Genomic DNA, 15,617 nt, shown 5'->3' with positions numbered 1-15,617 from the left:
TGTTGGCCGGTCATAGGCGTGCTGCCAGCGCCTGCAATGCCAGCGTGTAGCCGAGCGGCCCAAAGCCACAGATCATGCCGACGGCGACCGGCGCGACCATGGAGACGTGGCGGAATGGTTCCCGCGCATGGATGTTGGAAAGATGCACTTCGGCGACGGGCAGCGGCGCTATGGCGCGGATGGCGTCGTGAATGGCAATCGAGGTGTGGCTGTAGGCGCCTGGATTGATGACGATGCCGACAGCCTTGTCGCCGGCTTCCTGGATCCAGTCGACAAGGTCGCCCTCATGGTTCGACTGGCGGAAATCGATCTCGAGCCCGAGTGCCGTGCCGGCCTGCTTGCAGTCCTCGGCGATGGCGGCCAGCGTCTTGCCGCCATAGATGCCCGGCTCGCGCTTGCCGAGCGCGTTGAGATTGGGACCGTTCAGGACGAAAACCGTTTTCAAAAAAACCGACCTTTTCCGGCGCCGGCATCAAGCCGGCGCGTTGGGCCCTCTATAATGGGCATAGCTGCCCGCGGAAAGAGCGCAAGTGCGTTCTTTCACTGTCCACAACGGGTGGAAATGTGGCCGTGAGACATATGCCGGTGAGCAAATCAAAGCGCGGCTTTCGCCGCCTCGATCTTTTCAGCCAGCACTTCCTGCCCAAGCGCCCCGAACACGACCTCGTTGCCGACCACGTAGGACGGCGTTCCGGTGATCGCCAGCTTGTTGGCAAGATCGTAGGTCTTGGCGAGGGCCTCGTTGATTGTCGGGTCCTTCATTTTCTCACGCAGCGCCGCTTCGTCGGCACCGAGCGACAGCGCGACCTTGATGGCCGCCGCCTCGGTTGCGCGTCCCTGGCCGCCGAGCAGCGCATTGTGGAACTCGCCGTACTTTTCCGGCTTCATCAGGTGGAAGGCCATCGAAACGACGCTCGCCTTCTGCGAATCCGGTCCGAGGATGGGGAATTCCTTAAGCACGAAGCGCAGGTCCGGATCGGACTTGGTCAGCGCCCGCATGTCGTCGATGGCGCGTTTGCAGAAGCCACAATTGTAGTCGTAGAACTCGACGATGGTGACCTTGCCGTTCGGGTTGCCGACGACGCCGTCGAAGGCGGAGTTGAATATCTGGTCCTTGGCATTCTTGATCACGCCGAGATGAGCGATGCGCTGCTCTTCCTTCTGCTTGGCCTCAAGCGCGTCCTGAACTTCCAGAAGGACTTCCGGGTTCTTCAACAGATAATCGCGGATGATGCCTTCGACCTCGGCGCGGTCGATCTTGGTGTCGGCCGCCGCCGTCTCGACGGGCTGCGCGGTACCAGCCCTGGCAATCTGTGGACTTCCGGCCACGAATCCGAAAGCCAGCATGGCCAGGGCGACCGCAACCCCCGTGGTGCCCAACAGCAGTGCCTTTTTCATCGTTCCTGTTCCTTCTACCTGTTTTCCGGTCTGGCTATGTCGCAGCGCGCGACCGGAAGGTTCACTTGATCTTGGTTGATGGCCTGTAGTTTATGATATCCTGGGCGCGAAGCCAGCGCGGCTCGCCACGCTTCATCTCTTGCTGCGCCCGCATGGCGAAAATCTTCGCATCCTTGTAGTTACCGGAATAGAAATGGCCTTCGGCGGTGGCAAGTTCGGCGCCCGGTATGTCGCCCAGCTCGCCATAGGCCTGTGCCAGATAGCGATACCCGGCTGAATTTTCCTTGTCGCGTCCGAGGCCATTGTTGATCTGCACGACGGCTTTTTTCAGGGAGTCAGGCGTGCCGACGGCCATCAGTGCCTGGCCAAGGGAGACAGGCAGCAATCCGGACCGCGCCGGATCGAGGCTGACCGCCTTGGCATAGGCGTCCGCGGCATCCTTGGGCTTGTTCGCCTTCATCAGGATATCGCCGCGCAATTCCTGGAAATAGGCGTTCTTCGGCTGCGCCTTGATCAGTGCATTGGTCTTGGCGAGCGCGGCGGCGATACTGCCGAACAGGTAGGTCGACTGGGCATCGCCATATTGCGCGGCGAGGGTCCCTTGCATCTTGCGCATCAAACGCGACGCGGCGGCCTGGCCTTCCATATAGACGGCGATCTTCACCCGCATCATGTCATGACGCTGCTGCAGCGCGGGCGGGTCGAGCTTGTCGACATTGGGGCTCTGTTTCACCAGCACTTCAAGATTGGCGATGCGGTCCTGCGGCATCGGATGGCTGATCCGATAGGGATCGACCTGCGCGCCCGACAGCGACAGTGCCGTTTGGAAGCGATGGAACGTCTTCAGCATGCCCATGCCGGATTGGCCGGTGGCGTTGAGATAGGTGATCGCCGAGCGGTCGGCGGTCATCTCCTCGGTGCGCTGATAGGCGAGGATGCTGCGCTGTGCCATCTCGCCGCCGCCGGCAGCCACACCCATGCCCGCACCGGCAAGGCCGCGGCTGTTGGTGGTTGCACCGGCGACGATGGCGCCGGCGCCAAGCAATGTCGCAATGATGGCCATCGTCTTGGCGCGTTCGAGCTGGTCGCGCAGCTTCTGCTGGTGGCCGCCGGCGATATGGCCGGCTTCGTGGGCAATGACGCCGATGATCTCGTTGGGCGTTTCGGCCGTCATCAGCGCGCCGGTGTTGATGAACAGCCGGCGCCCGGTGACAAAGGCGTTGAAACTCTGGTCGTTGACCAGAACGATGTCGATGCCGTCATTCGCCAGACCCGCCGCCCTGAAGATCGGCCGTGCGTAATCGCGCACCAGCGCCTCGATCTCGGCGTCGCGCACCACCGGCACGTTCTGGGCAAAGGCGCTGACCGAACTCGCCATTGCAACGGCTACGCCAAGCGAAAGCGTCGCGAAGACGCGCGCTGCCTGGGCAATCGTCGATCTGGGTCGGCTCAACATGATGGCTCCACTGGTAGACGAGCGGGCGAAAGATGAAAAGTCGGCGCCGGAAACTTCCTCAACTTGTGATCCTCACATCAATCGGGCATTTGTGCGGCACATGCGCCAGTGCTTGGCGCCGTCAGTCATCGGGAATACTGGTTAAATGGTCGTTTCGCTCTCACGCCGTGGCAATGTCGAACCCTTCCATGCCATGGACATTCTGGCAGAGGCAAACCGGCTGAAGGCCGAGGGCGTGCCGGTTGTTTCGATGGCCGTCGGCCAGCCCTCCGATCCCGCGCCGGTTCTGGTTCGTGCGGCCGCGGCCAAGGCGCTGCAGGACGGACGCATCGGCTACACCGACGCGCTCGGCCTCGCCGCCTTGCGCAAGGCGATCGCCGGACACTACGCTGATCACTACGGGCTTGATATCGAGCCCGGCCGGATCGCGGTGACGACCGGGTCGTCGGCCGCCTTCAACCTCGCCTTCCTGGCGATGTTCGACCCGGGTGACCGCGTTGCCATCGCAGCGCCCGGCTATCCCGCCTATCGCAACATCATGGCCGCACTCGGCATCGACGTGGTCGAGATCGAGCTCGGCGACGCCGCCTACCTGCATGCCGGCCATCTCGAGACCGCGCATCGTGGAAAGCCGCTGAAAGGTGTTCTGTTCGCCAGTCCGGCCAATCCAACAGGCGCGGTCATTCCGGCCGATGAACTGGGGGCTCTGGTGAGGACGGCACAAGACCTCGGCATCGCCGTCATCTCCGACGAGATCTACCATCGGCTGGCCTACGCCGCACCCGACACCACGGCGCTTGCCTACGGAGGCGACGTGACGGTGATCAACTCGTTTTCGAAATACTATTGCATGACCGGCTGGCGCATCGGCTGGATGGTGCTGCCGCAAGACCTAGTGCGCCCGGTCGAGCGCGTCGCCCAGAGCCTCTACATCTCGCCGCCTGAATTATCGCAGATTGCCGCGATCGAGGCGTTCAGGGCAACTGAGGAGCTGGAGGCGGTGAAAGGCCGTTACGCCTGGAATCGTGAGCTCTTGATGAAACGTTTGCCGGAACTCGGCTTTCCGCTGGCGGCGCCAATGGACGGCGCCTTTTACGCCTTCTGCGACGTCACCAGGCACACCAACGACAGCATGGCCTTTGCACGCAAGATGCTGGCCGAGGCGCATGTGGCGGCAACGCCTGGCCGCGACTTCGACACGCAGGCGGGGCACCGGACCATGCGTTTCTCCTACGCCGGCAGCCACGACGACATGGTCGAGGCAATGGCGCGCATCGAACGCTGGTTGAGGTAGGGCCATGCCGGAACTCGAACAAGCCCCCAAACTTGATCAGGCATTGGCCGAAGTCGCAGCCGAAATGGCCGAGCGCACCGATCGTGGTGATGTCGCCACCTACATTCCGCAGCTGGGCAAGGTCGATCCGAAGAAGTTCGGCATCGCGGCCGTCACCAATGACGGCCGCGTGCTGATGGCGGGTGACGCCGAACAGGCCTTTTCGATCCAGAGCATCTCGAAAGTGTTCACCCTGACACTGGCGCTCGGCAATGTTGGCGACGCGCTGTGGCAGCGGGTCGGACGCGAACCGTCAGGCAATCCGTTCAACTCGATCGTGCAGCTCGAGCACGAGAACGGCATTCCGCGCAATCCGTTCATCAATGCCGGCGCCATCGTCATTTCCGACATCCTGCTTGCCGGCCACCAGCCGCGTGAGGCGATCGGCGAAATCCTGCGCTTCATCCAGTTTCTGGCCGACGACGAGACGATCATCATCGACCGCGAGGTCGCCGCGTCCGAACGGGCCACCGGGTACCGCAACTTCGCGCTTGCCAACTACATGAAATCCTTTGGCAATCTCCACCATGCGCCGGAGCTGGCGCTAGGCGTCTACTTCCACCATTGCGCCATCGCCATGAGTTGCCGGCAACTGGCGCTCGCTGGCCGCTTCCTCGCCAATGGCGGCAAGAACCCGGCGACCGGGCATTCCGTGGTGTCGGCCGAGCGGGCACGCCGCATCGGCGCGATGATGCTGACCTGCGGCCACTATGACGGCTCCGGCGATTTTGCCTTCCGCGTCGGCATTCCAGGCAAGAGCGGCGTCGGCGGCGGCATATTGGGTATCGTGCCGGGCGTGGCCTCGCTTGCCGTCTGGTCGCCCGGCCTCAATGCCAACGGCAATTCCAAGCTGGGTTCGATCGCTCTGGAAAAGCTGGCCAGGATGATGAACTGGTCGATCTTCGCGCCGTAAAGCGCTTCGCGGCCCATCGGAATGCCAGATATGAAAAATCCCGCGCCGTCTTTCGATGGCGCGGGGTTCTTCTTGTCAAAAAATCACTTCAAGTGGCGGAAAGGTTTAGAAAAAACCTTTCCGCTGCCACCAGCCGGCGCGCTTCGGCTTGTCCTCGGTCTTGGCTGCGGGCTCTTCCGCAACGGTCGAAGACACCACTGGCACGACCGGTGCATCGACGGCCGCCGGCTTGCGCCTTGACGGGCGGGCCTTCGGTGCATCCTTGACGGCGGCTGCGACGGCTGTTTCGTCGGGCGCAGCCGCCGGCGTCCCTACCAGTGCTTCTTCAGCGACCGCTTCGGCAGCCGGCTCCTCGGCGACCACCTCGGCCGCGGCCTTCTTCGGCTTGGCGGCACGACGTGGCTTCTTCGGCTTCTCTGTGCTCGGCGCGTCGTCATTGGCCGGAGCAAGCACCACAGGCTCTTCGGCCGGCGCGGCAATTTCCGGCTCGCTGGCGATCACCTCGGTTGCCGAGACTTCGACTTCAGATGCGTCGGCTGTTTCGCCAGCGCTTGCCTCGGCCTCGCCTTCACCGTCTTCGCGGCGGTTGCGCTTGCCGCCGCGCTTGCCGCGCCGGCGCTTCTTGCCCGGGCCTTCATCCGAAGTGCCCTGGCCTTCGTCCGACGCCTCAACCGTTTCCGACGTTTCGGCAACACCAACAGTGGCGTTGTCGTCCGCTTCCGCGTCGCTATCGCTGGCGGCCGAGTCGGAGAACTCATCGGCTGACGCCGAGACGGAAGCACCGTCCGCAGGGGCGCCATGTTCGCGGTCGCGATCCTTGCCACCGCGACGACGCCGACGCTTGCGGCGCTTGCGGTCGCGGCCTTCGCCTTCCTCGCCACCGGCGGCAGGCCGCGGCTGTTGTTGCTGCGGCTGCTGGCGTGGCTGTTCGGCCTGCACCGGCGCTTCATCGTCTTCCTCGACGACGACAATCTCGTCCTCGGGCTCTTCCGGCTCGACATAAGCCGGGAAGCTGCGCGCCTCGACAAAGCCTTCCGGCTTTTCAGCCAGCGCGCCGCGGAAGATCGCATAGTGCTGCGCACCGACCGAATCGTCGGCCTCGACGGTGATCGTCAGCCCAAAGCGGCTTTCGAGTTCCACCAGCGTGCCGCGCTTGTGGTTGAGTACATAGAGTGCGGTCGCCGCTGGCGTCCGCACCGTGATGTGGCTGCGCGAATCCTTGAGCAGGAATTCCTCGATCGCCCGCACCACCATCAGCGCGACCGACGAATCGGAGCGCACATGGCCGGTGCCGCCGCAATGCGGGCAGGGCTTCATGGTCGATTCCAGCACGCTGGCGCGGATGCGCTGGCGTGACATCTCCATCAGGCCGAAATGCGAGATACGGCCGACCTGGATGCGCGCACGATCGTTCTTGAGGTGATCCTTCAGCCGCTTCTCGACGGAGCGGTTGTTGCGGTTCTCCTCCATGTCGATGAAGTCGATGACGATCAGGCCGGCAAGGTCGCGCAGCCTGAGCTGACGCGCGACTTCCTCGGCCGCTTCCAGATTGGTGTGGAGCGCGGTGTCCTCGATCGAATGCTCCTTGGTGGAGCGGCCCGAATTGACGTCGATGGCAACCAGCGCCTCGGTCTGGTTGATGATGATGTAGCCGCCGCTCTTCAGCGTCACCTGCGGCTGCAGCATGCGGTCGAGCTGCGCCTCGATGCCGTTGCGCACGAAGATAGGCGTCGTGTCGCGGAACGGCTGAACCACTTTGGCGTGGCTCGGCATCAGCATGCGCATGAAGTCCTTGGCCTCGCGATAGCCTTCCTCGCCGGAGACAAGAATCTCGTCGATATCCTTGTTGTAGAGGTCGCGCACCGAACGCTTGATCAGGCTGCCTTCCTCATAGACCAGGGCGGGAGCCGTGGACTGCAAGGTGAGATTGCGGACATTTTCCCAAAGCCGCATCAGATATTCGTAGTCGCGCTTGATCTCGGCCTTGGTGCGGCTCTCGCCGGCGGTGCGCAGGATGACGCCCATGCCTTGCGGCACTTCGAGATCGGCAACGACCTCCTTCAGACGCTTGCGGTCGACCGCGCTGGTGATCTTGCGCGAAATCCCGCCGCCGCGCGCGGTGTTCGGCATCAGCACCGAATAGCGGCCGGCAAGCGACAGATAGGTGGTGAGGGCCGCACCCTTGTTGCCGCGCTCTTCCTTGACGACCTGCACCAGCAGGATCTGCCGGCGCTTGATCACTTCCTGGATCTTGTACTGGCGGCGCACCGGCTTGCGGCGGTTGCGCACTTCTTCCAGCGCATCCTCGGCGCCGACCGATTCGACCTCGTGATCGTCCGGATGCGAGGACTGCACTTCCTCGAGCATGCCGCGATCATTGTCGCCTGACGTCGCTTCGCTGCCCTGTTCCGCTTGGGGAACGGCTTCGGAAATCACATCGCCTTCGACCGCGGCGGCGATCGATGTCGGGCCACCCTCGCGGGTTTCGGTTTCGTCCTGCTCGGCTGAAGCTTCGTCATGCTCGGACGCGCCGGCATGCTCCGAGGCATCCGAATGTTCTGATGTATCGGCCGCGTGTTCGATGATCTCGGAGGTGTGGGAGATCTCTTCGACAACGATGTCGCCATTGTCGCTGCCTTCGCTTGCCTCGTCGGAATCGGCTGCATCGCGCTTGTGCTCACCGCGGTCGCGGGGCTTGCCGCCGCGCCGGCGGCCGCGCCGCCCACGATCGCGGCTCTGGCGATCATCGCCGTCGCCGTCCTCGTTTTCCTCGTCCTCGGCCTCCTGCGCTTCGGCGCGCAGCAGTGCCTGACGATCGGCGACCGGAATCTGGTAGTAGTCAGGGTGAATTTCACTGAAGGCGAGAAAACCGTGACGGTTGCCGCCATATTCGACAAAGGCTGCCTGTAGGGAGGGCTCTACGCGCGTTACGCGGGCTAGGTAGATGTTTCCTTTGAGCTGCTTCTTGTCCTGGGATTCAAAGTCGAATTCTTCAATACGGTTACCGCGAACGACGACAACGCGTGTTTCCTCCGGGTGGGAGGCGTCTATCAGCATTTTGTTGGGCATTATTTCGTTTCCCCCCGGCAGCCGTCAGCCGCAGCTTGCGAGGCAATGCCTGCTGTTGCGTGTCTGGAGTGTGGGTGCCGGATATCTTAACGTCCGCCGGCCGTCGCTTGAGCGCCATGGCGGTGCCGCCCGCAGCCACAATGGCGCGGTTTGATGCGGACCTTTCCATGATTGCGCTTGAAGCCATCGTCACCAGCAGAACCTTTTGAACCAAAGCCCGGACGAACCGGACCAGCTTGTTTGCTCATACAGAGCCGGCGCGGGAACAAACCCGGCCGTTTTCCTCACGCAGGCGATTCCCCCGCCACGGGCGCACACCTGCGAAATTCGTCGCGATCACCTGAACCCTTTTCGCGTGAAGCGAAAGGAGCCGCCTTTTTCATCTGACCCTGTAGCAGGAAGCTGCGGAGGAGGGCGGTTCCAGGATTGCAGTGATCCACCATCGCTTTTATGATTTGGCGGGGTGGAAGGCAACCCCGATTTCCGATGCCGGCAAAAAGCAGTTCCGTAACGTAAGTCTGGGTTACGATCCTTGCATAAAAAGGCTTGGTTAACCTTCTCTGGATACCAATCGTTAATCGAGTTCGCGGCCTAACCGGCATTTCGACGAAACGACCGGGCGCCTGGCGCCAAACCGGGAGCGACTGGAAGAGAGATGGGACTGGCAGACTTCACAGACAAGGGATGTCGTGTTGGCGGCCGGATTCTCTGCGCCTTCCGCCTCTTGCTGCTGCTGGCGATCTGTTCTGCCTTTTCCTCGATTGCCAATGCCGCCGACGCTCCGCTGGTGGCAAAAGGCTACAAGATGGCCGGCGATGCCACCAAGATGCGCATCGTCATGGATTTCGATCGCGAACCCGATATCAAATGGTTCCTGTTGCGCGGCCCCAACCGCCTTGTCATCGATCTCGCCAATACGAGATTCGCCATTGACGCCAAGGATTTGAAAGCACGCGGCCTGGTCAAGGGTGTGCGCCTGGGCGAACTCGGCGAGGGCGTTTCGCGGCTGATCCTCACCGGCAAGGGACCGTTCGCCGTCGACAAGCTCGATGTGCTCAAGAATGAGGACGGAACCGGCTACCGCATTGCCATCGACATGTCGGCAGTCTCCTCACGCGAGTTTGATGCCGCACTTGCAAATCAGGCGCTGACCACCGGATCGACGGTTTCGACCGACAAGGGAGGGCGGGTCGGCACCGGACCGGTCTCCAATCCGGGCCATCGTTTCACCGTGGTCATTGACCCCGGCCATGGCGGCATCGACGGCGGCGCCGAGGGCCTGAACGGCACCATCGAGAAGAACGTCACGCTGGCCTTCGCCACGGAGCTGCGCGACAAACTCGCAGCCGTCGGCAATTACGATGTGTTCATGACGCGCGACACAGACGAATTCCTACGTCTGGACGATCGCGTGCGCATTGCCCGGCAGCATGAGGCCGACCTGCTCATTTCCATCCATGCCGACACAATCAGCGTCAAGGGCATTCGCGGCGCCACCGTCTACACCGTCTCCGACAGGGCTTCGGATCCCGAGGCGCAGGCGCTTGCCGACCGAGAAAACCTCTCCGACCAGTTCGCCGGCATGGAGATCAAGAACGACAACAAGGAAGTCACCGACATCCTGATCGACCTGATCCGCCGCGAAACGCACAATTTCTCGATGAGTTTCGCCCACACGCTGGTCGGCCAGCTGTCGACCAGCGTCGGCCTTATCAACAATCCCCAGCGTTCGGCGGGCTTCAAGGTGCTCAAGGCACCCGATGTGCCGTCCGTGCTGGTCGAACTCGGTTACCTCTCGAACGCCAAGGACGAGGCGCAGCTGCTCAACGCCGACTGGCGAGGCAAGGCCGCCCAGAGCATAACCAATGCCGTCGCGCTTTTTGCTTCAGCCAAGGCCGGACCGGGAACCGGAGGCTGACATGCCCGGCGGCGCCTGCAACCAGAGGCGGCGTTGCGCGACGACAACACCCGGTGCTTTTATTTCCGGCTCGCGGCCGCGAAATCCGGCATTGCCGTATTTTGTCCACATGGTGGCGACAAGGGTTTTCGATTACGGATTGGGACCGGCTCGAAAGCTTGCGCGAAAGGCGGCTTCGTTTAGGAAATTCCCGAACCAAGGACTGGAGCGGGTATGATTCGTCTCATTGGCTATTTTTTTGGCATCGGCACGACGCTGGCCCTTCTGGTCGCGGCGGGCGTTGCGATCTACATCGGCCATGTGGCAAAGGATCTGCCTGACTACGAAGTGCTGGCCAAGTACGAGCCGCCGGTGACTACCCGCATCCACGCCTCGGATGGCTCTCTCATGGCGGAATATGCGCGCGAACGGCGCCTGTATTTGCCGATTCAGGCGATCCCCGACCGTGTCAAGGCGGCCTTTCTGTCGGCCGAGGACAAGAATTTCTACACCCACCCTGGCGTGGACATAACGGGATTGGGCCGCGCGGCGCTCACTTACGTTTCGGGTGGACCGATGCAGGGCGGTTCGACGATCACCCAACAGGTTGCCAAAAACTTCCTCCTCACTAACGAGCGCTCCCTGGAACGCAAGGTCAAGGAGGCCATCCTTTCGTTTCGCATCGAACAGGCCTATTCCAAGGACCGTATCCTTGAGCTTTATCTCAATGAGATTTTCTTTGGCTTCAACGCCTATGGTGTGGCCGGCGCCGCACTGACCTATTTCGACAAGTCGGTGAACGAATTGACGGTGGCCGAGGCCGCTTATCTGGCATCGCTGCCGAAAGGTCCGGCCAACTACAATCCCTTCAAGCATGCCGATCGCGCGCTTGAGCGGCGAAACTGGGTCATCGGCCAGATGGTCGAGAACGGCTACGTCACCCCCGAAGAGGGTGCGAAAGCGAAGGCCGAGCCGCTTGGCGTTGCCCCGCGCCGCACCGGCTCCTATCTTTTCGCCGGCGAGTATTTCACGGAAGAGGTTCGCCGGCAGATCATCGCCCGCTATGGCGAGAACGCGCTCTATGAGGGCGGCCTGTCCATTCGCACCACCCTTGACCCGAAGGTCCAGCTCATTGCCCGCACGGCGATGCAGAACGGTTTGATGAAATACGACACGCTGCGCGGCTATCGCGGACCGGTGAAATCAATCGACGTGTCCGGCGATTGGGGCGTCCCGCTGGGCGCCGTCAAGGGGCTGGAGGATGTTCCCGAGTGGTCGCTCGCCGTCGTGCTCGACAGTTCGGCGACAGGCCTGTCGATCGGCCTGCAGCCCGCGCGCCAGGCATCCGGCGACATCGTCAAGGAACGCGTCGAAGGCACCGTCAGCAAGGAGGACATGGGTTTTGCCATGCGCCATGTGGTCGACGGCAAGACCGTCAAGGCCAAGTCGCCGGCGGAGGTGTTGAAGCCGGGCGACGTCATCTTTGTGCAGAAGAACGATGGCTCCGACAATGCCTACAGCTTGCGCCAGGTTCCGGAGGTTGAGGGCGGCCTGATCGCCATGGATCCGCATACCGGCCGCGTGCTGGCCATGGTCGGCGGCTTCTCCTACGCGCAGTCCGAATTCAACCGCGCGACGCAAGCCATGCGCCAGCCGGGCTCCTCGTTCAAGCCGATCGTCTACTCGGCGGCGCTCGACAATGGCTATACGCCGGCTTCGGTGATCATGGACGGGCCGATCACCATCCAGAGCGGCAACACGACCTGGACGCCGAAGAACTACGACGGGACCGTCGCTGGTCCGGCGACCCTGCGCTCCGGCATCGAGAAGTCGCGCAACCTGATGACGGTGCGGCTTGCCAATGACATGGGCATGAAGCTGGTCGTCGAATATGCCGAGCGCTTTGGCGTCTACGACCATCTGGCGCCCTATCTGCCGATGGCGCTGGGCTCCGGCGAAACGACCGTGATGCGCATGGTGTCGGCCTATTCGATCATGGCCAATGGCGGCAAGTCGATCAAACCGTCGCTCATCGACCGCATCCAGGATCGCTACGGCAAGACGGTGTTCAAGCAGGATGAACGTGGCTGCCAGGGCTGCAATGCGCCCGAATGGCAGAACCAGCCGGAGCCTGAACTGGTTGACAATTCCGAGCAGGTGCTCGATCCGATGACGGCCTACCAGATCACTTCGATGATGGAGGGTGTCGTGCAGCGCGGCACCGGTGCCACCATCGGCGAACTCGGCCGCCATATCGCCGGCAAGACCGGAACGACGAACGACGAAAAGGACGCCTGGTTCATCGGTTACACGCCCAACCTCGTCGTCGGTCTCTACATGGGCTACGACACGCCGCGCGGCCTGGGTCATGGCGCCACCGGTGGTGGTCTCGCAGCACCAATCTTCAAGGACTTCATGCGGGTGGCGCTGGACGGCACGCCCAATGTCGACTTCAAGGTGCCCGAAGGCATGAACCTGGTCGCCATCAATCGCAAGACCGGCATGCGTGCCGCATCGGGCGATCCCGGCACCATCATCGAAGCCTTCAAGCCGGGCACCGGTCCCGCCGACAGCTATTGGGTGATCGGCATGGGCGCCGACGGCTCCAATGCCACCGGTGGCGCGCTGTCGCCGCAGGCCAATCAAGCCATCCAGTCCGGCGGCGGCGGCCTCTACTGACGATTTTCAGGAGCGGATGGGCTGGCCTTGCGCCAGCCCATTTTGCTTTACAGCCGGCGGCGGCCTCCCTATGTATCGCGCCGACCGATTTCAGCAAACAGGACAGAACAGCCAGCCATGCGCGCGGAAACGCAGAATATTGTCGACGAGATCAGGCAGGCGATAACCCTGCTGAGGAGGCATCTTTGACTGGGATCAGGCCATAAAGCGGCTTGAATACCTCAATGTGCGCGCCGAGGATGCCAGCCTCTGGAACGAGCCGCTGGAAGCGCAGAAGCTGATGCGCGAACGCCAGGGCCTCGAAGAAGGCATCGCCTCGGTGAAAGGTCTGACGCAGGCGCTGGAAGACAATATCGGCCTGATCGAGCTCGGCGAGGAAGAACGCGACGAGGGCGTCATCGCCGAGGCTGAAGCCGCGATCCGCTCGATGCAGGGCGAGGCGAAGGCGCGCCAGGTCGAGACGCTGCTGTCGGGTGAAGCCGACGCCAACGACACCTATCTCGAAATCCATGCCGGTGCCGGCGGCACCGAAAGCCAGGATTGGGCCTCGATGCTGCTGCGCATGTATACGCGCTGGGCCGAGCGACGCCGCTTCAAGGTCGAGGTGCTGGAAATGCATGACGGCGAAGAAGCGGGCATCAAGTCCGCCACGTTGATGATCAAGGGCCACAATGCCTATGGCTGGATGAAGACGGAATCGGGCGTGCATCGCCTGGTGCGTATTTCGCCCTATGACAGCAATGCGCGCCGGCACACGTCCTTCGCCAGCGTCTGGGTCTATCCGGTCATCGACGACACGATCGAGATCGACGTTTCCGAATCCGACGTCCGCATCGACACCTATCGCTCGTCCGGCTCCGGCGGCCAGCACGTCAACACCACCGATTCGGCGGTGCGTATCACGCATCTGGCCACCGGCATCGCCGTCGCCTGCCAGGCCGAACGTTCACAGCACAAGAACAAGGCCAAGGCCTGGGAAATGCTGCGCTCGCGCCTCTACGAGGAAGAGCTGAAGAAGCGCGAGGCGGTTGCAAACGCCACCGAAGCGTCGAAGAGCGATATCGGCTGGGGTCACCAGATCCGCTCCTATGTGCTGCAGCCCTATCAGCTGGTGAAGGATCTCCGCACCGGCGTCGAGAGCACCAGCCCGTCGAGCGTGCTCGATGGCGACCTCGACGATTTCATGGAAGCCTCGTTGTCGCAGCGCATCGAAGGCGGTGCCGGTGAAGCCGTGGCGGACCTGGACTAGTGTATGCTCATATTCAGGTGAGGCCGGCCTGCAAACTCGGGCTGACCTGAATCTGAACATACCCTGCGCACCACAGCGACGGAGGAGAGAGTGCCGAGCAAGCTCACCGGAAAGTGCTTTTGCGGCGCGGTTCACTACGAGGTCGCCGACGAATTCATCTATGCCGGGAATTGCCATTGTTCGAACTGCCGGCGCACCACCGGTTCGGCCTTCAAGCCTTTCGCCGGCATCGAACGCGGCAAGTTTGCCCTCACCGCGGGGCAAGACAAGCTCCTGATCTTCGGCGACGAAAGCGGCCATGACGCGCATTGCGGCCGGTGCGGCTCCTTGCTTTATTCGCTCGTGCGCGATGGCGCCTACGTCCATGTCGCCATGGGAACCCTCGTCGACGATCCGGCCATCCGTCCGACCGCGCATATTTTCGTCGGCTCGAAGGCCGGCTGGTTCACCATCGCTGACGATCTGCCGCAGTATGAAGAGCACGTCGTGGCAGCTGGATCCGTCGACGAATAGGCTTCGGCCGGCCACGCAGCAATTTCTTGCGTCGACTCACATTTGCGCTCACCATCACGGCATTGAGGGGAGACAAAAAGCATTTATGGCCGGTCGCGGCATATCTGCAAGCTGACGATCTGGCCGCTGGGAAGACACGTTCCGGGAACGGGCAAGCGAAACGCTTGACGCTCGTTTGAAAGGAACGTTTCCATGTCTGCTGCCACATCCAGATCGGCCAATGCCGTTCAACCGGCTGGCCGACTTTTGTTTTCCCTGCTCGCAATCGGCGCGACCGCAATGCTGACGGCACCTGCCTTCGCACATGACGCCACGCCCACGGCGGCAAAGCCGCAAGGCTGGAGTTACCCATTCGCATGCTGCGCCAACTATGATTGTCGCACCACCCATACCGGCGAAGTGTTGGAGAAGCCCGAGGGCTATGTCATCGCCGGAACGGGTGAGGTCGTTCCAATGAGCGACAAGCGCGTCAAGGACAGCCCGGACGGCGAGTTTCACTGGTGCGCGCATCAGGCCGGTCTCGACGCTGGCAAGACAATCTGCCTGTTCGTGCCGCCGCGCTCTTATTGACGACAGGCCGGGTTTCCGCGGTTCGGTGGATGCCTGCTGACAGACAGTTGTCAGGAGCACCTCCTTATGCTGCCTTTGCCGTACAGGGCGGCGGGCGACAGGAGGAGTTCGTTGATGACCATCAAGGCAAGCTGTCATTGCAAGGCGACGACATTCGAGGTTTCGCAGGCACCGCGGACGGTGACGCAATGCACCTGTTCGTTCTGCTCGAAACGCGGCTCGCTCTGGGCCTACTACGTTCCATCGCAATTCAAGCTTACCAGCCCGCCGGAGAACGTTTCTGTCTACGAGTGGGGGTCGAAAACCGTAAGGCACGGTTTTTGCGCCACCTGCGGCTGCGGCACCTTTACCGAAACGCCGGACTGGTCGACCGGCGAGCCGGATTTCGACAATCCCAAGATCAGCGTCAACTCGCGGCTGTTCGACGATTTCGATCTCGACAAGGTCGAAGTGGTGATCATCGACGGCAAGAATCTCTGGTAGCCTGATCAGGCCATTCCGGCACGGCGATGCGGCGCTTTCGTCGGGCATTAGTCCTCC

Annotated in this window: 12 protein-coding genes; 8 read left to right on the top strand and 4 right to left on the bottom strand. The window is 62.3% G+C overall.

Translation table 11 applies throughout. The features are described from left to right. Positions 1 to 10: 10 nt before the first annotated feature. The 3 genes from aroQ to EJ076_RS21905 all read right to left on the bottom strand — a co-directional run bounded on the left by aroQ (position 11) and on the right by EJ076_RS21905 (position 2,854). Positions 11 to 445, bottom strand: a complete 435-nt coding sequence (gene aroQ, locus EJ076_RS21915; RefSeq protein WP_023759389.1) for a type II 3-dehydroquinate dehydratase — start codon at positions 443 to 445, stop codon at positions 11 to 13. Between the two features lie 149 nt (positions 446 to 594). After that, positions 595 to 1,398, bottom strand: coding sequence for a DsbA family protein (locus tag EJ076_RS21910; RefSeq protein ID WP_126069242.1), 804 nt, complete (start codon positions 1,396 to 1,398; stop codon positions 595 to 597). A gap of 61 nt (positions 1,399 to 1,459) precedes the next feature. Continuing rightward, the gene (locus EJ076_RS21905) at positions 1,460 to 2,854 is read right to left on the bottom strand and encodes a M48 family metalloprotease (protein ID WP_109671700.1); all 1,395 of its coding nucleotides are present in this window, start codon (positions 2,852 to 2,854) and stop codon (positions 1,460 to 1,462) included. 145 nt (positions 2,855 to 2,999) lie between these two features. Between EJ076_RS21905 and EJ076_RS21900 the strand changes: the two genes are divergently transcribed. Both EJ076_RS21900 and EJ076_RS21895 read left to right on the top strand, forming a co-directional pair. Beyond that, positions 3,000 to 4,148 (top strand): aminotransferase class I/II-fold pyridoxal phosphate-dependent enzyme, encoded by a 1,149-nt coding sequence (locus EJ076_RS21900; protein ID WP_126069241.1) that lies wholly within the window; start codon positions 3,000 to 3,002, stop codon positions 4,146 to 4,148. Positions 4,149 to 4,152: 4 nt separating this feature from the next. Next, positions 4,153 to 5,100 (top strand): glutaminase, encoded by a 948-nt coding sequence (locus EJ076_RS21895; protein ID WP_126069240.1) that lies wholly within the window; start codon positions 4,153 to 4,155, stop codon positions 5,098 to 5,100. A 105-nt stretch (positions 5,101 to 5,205) separates the two neighbouring features. On the opposite strand, the gene EJ076_RS21890 is transcribed toward EJ076_RS21895, so the two are convergent. Beyond that, positions 5,206 to 8,169 (bottom strand): ribonuclease E/G, encoded by a 2,964-nt coding sequence (locus tag EJ076_RS21890; RefSeq protein ID WP_126069239.1) that lies wholly within the window; start codon positions 8,167 to 8,169, stop codon positions 5,206 to 5,208. Between the two features lie 655 nt (positions 8,170 to 8,824). Between EJ076_RS21890 and EJ076_RS21885 the strand changes: the two genes are divergently transcribed. From EJ076_RS21885 to EJ076_RS21860, 6 genes are all read left to right on the top strand, one after another. Continuing rightward, positions 8,825 to 10,087 (top strand): N-acetylmuramoyl-L-alanine amidase, encoded by a 1,263-nt coding sequence (locus EJ076_RS21885; RefSeq protein ID WP_126069238.1) that lies wholly within the window; start codon positions 8,825 to 8,827, stop codon positions 10,085 to 10,087. Positions 10,088 to 10,300: 213 nt separating this feature from the next. Further along, on the top strand, positions 10,301 to 12,745 hold the full coding sequence (locus tag EJ076_RS21880; RefSeq protein WP_109671694.1) for a penicillin-binding protein 1A: 2,445 nt from the start codon (positions 10,301 to 10,303) through the stop codon (positions 12,743 to 12,745). A gap of 117 nt (positions 12,746 to 12,862) precedes the next feature. Beyond that, positions 12,863 to 13,994, top strand: a protein-coding gene (gene prfB, locus EJ076_RS21875) for a peptide chain release factor 2 (RefSeq protein ID WP_126069237.1) whose coding sequence is annotated in 2 segments (ribosomal slippage) — positions 12,863 to 12,928 and positions 12,930 to 13,994 — 1,131 coding nt in all. Because the reading frame shifts where the segments join, the coding sequence is not laid out codon by codon here. A gap of 90 nt (positions 13,995 to 14,084) precedes the next feature. After that, positions 14,085 to 14,507, top strand: a complete 423-nt coding sequence (locus EJ076_RS21870; protein ID WP_109671692.1) for a GFA family protein — start codon at positions 14,085 to 14,087, stop codon at positions 14,505 to 14,507. A gap of 192 nt (positions 14,508 to 14,699) precedes the next feature. Continuing rightward, positions 14,700 to 15,077 (top strand): hypothetical protein, encoded by a 378-nt coding sequence (locus tag EJ076_RS21865; protein WP_109671691.1) that lies wholly within the window; start codon positions 14,700 to 14,702, stop codon positions 15,075 to 15,077. A 114-nt stretch (positions 15,078 to 15,191) separates the two neighbouring features. Continuing rightward, entirely contained in the window at positions 15,192 to 15,560 is a 369-nt protein-coding gene (locus EJ076_RS21860) for a GFA family protein (RefSeq protein ID WP_109671690.1), read from the top strand. Positions 15,561 to 15,617: the final 57 nt, after the last annotated feature.

This window comes from Mesorhizobium sp. M7D.F.Ca.US.005.01.1.1, from assembly GCF_003952545.1.
GTDB lineage: Bacteria > Pseudomonadota > Alphaproteobacteria > Rhizobiales > Rhizobiaceae > Mesorhizobium > Mesorhizobium loti.
The sequence above is the reverse complement of the archived record's forward strand: the minus strand, read 5'-3'. Positions and strand labels throughout refer to the sequence as shown.

Coding starts and splice junctions, on each gene's coding strand:
- EJ076_RS21895 (WP_126069240.1), top strand. CDS start 4,153: ATGCCGGAACTCGAACAAGCCCCCAAACTTGATCAGGCATTGGCCGAA.
- EJ076_RS21880 (WP_109671694.1), top strand. CDS start 10,301: ATGATTCGTCTCATTGGCTATTTTTTTGGCATCGGCACGACGCTGGCC.
- EJ076_RS21900 (WP_126069241.1), top strand. CDS start 3,000: ATGGTCGTTTCGCTCTCACGCCGTGGCAATGTCGAACCCTTCCATGCC.
- EJ076_RS21860 (WP_109671690.1), top strand. CDS start 15,192: ATGACCATCAAGGCAAGCTGTCATTGCAAGGCGACGACATTCGAGGTT.
- EJ076_RS21865 (WP_109671691.1), top strand. CDS start 14,700: ATGTCTGCTGCCACATCCAGATCGGCCAATGCCGTTCAACCGGCTGGC.
- EJ076_RS21905 (WP_109671700.1), bottom strand. CDS start 2,854: ATGTTGAGCCGACCCAGATCGACGATTGCCCAGGCAGCGCGCGTCTTC.
- EJ076_RS21885 (WP_126069238.1), top strand. CDS start 8,825: ATGGGACTGGCAGACTTCACAGACAAGGGATGTCGTGTTGGCGGCCGG.
- EJ076_RS21890 (WP_126069239.1), bottom strand. CDS start 8,169: ATGCCCAACAAAATGCTGATAGACGCCTCCCACCCGGAGGAAACACGC.
- EJ076_RS21910 (WP_126069242.1), bottom strand. CDS start 1,398: ATGAAAAAGGCACTGCTGTTGGGCACCACGGGGGTTGCGGTCGCCCTG.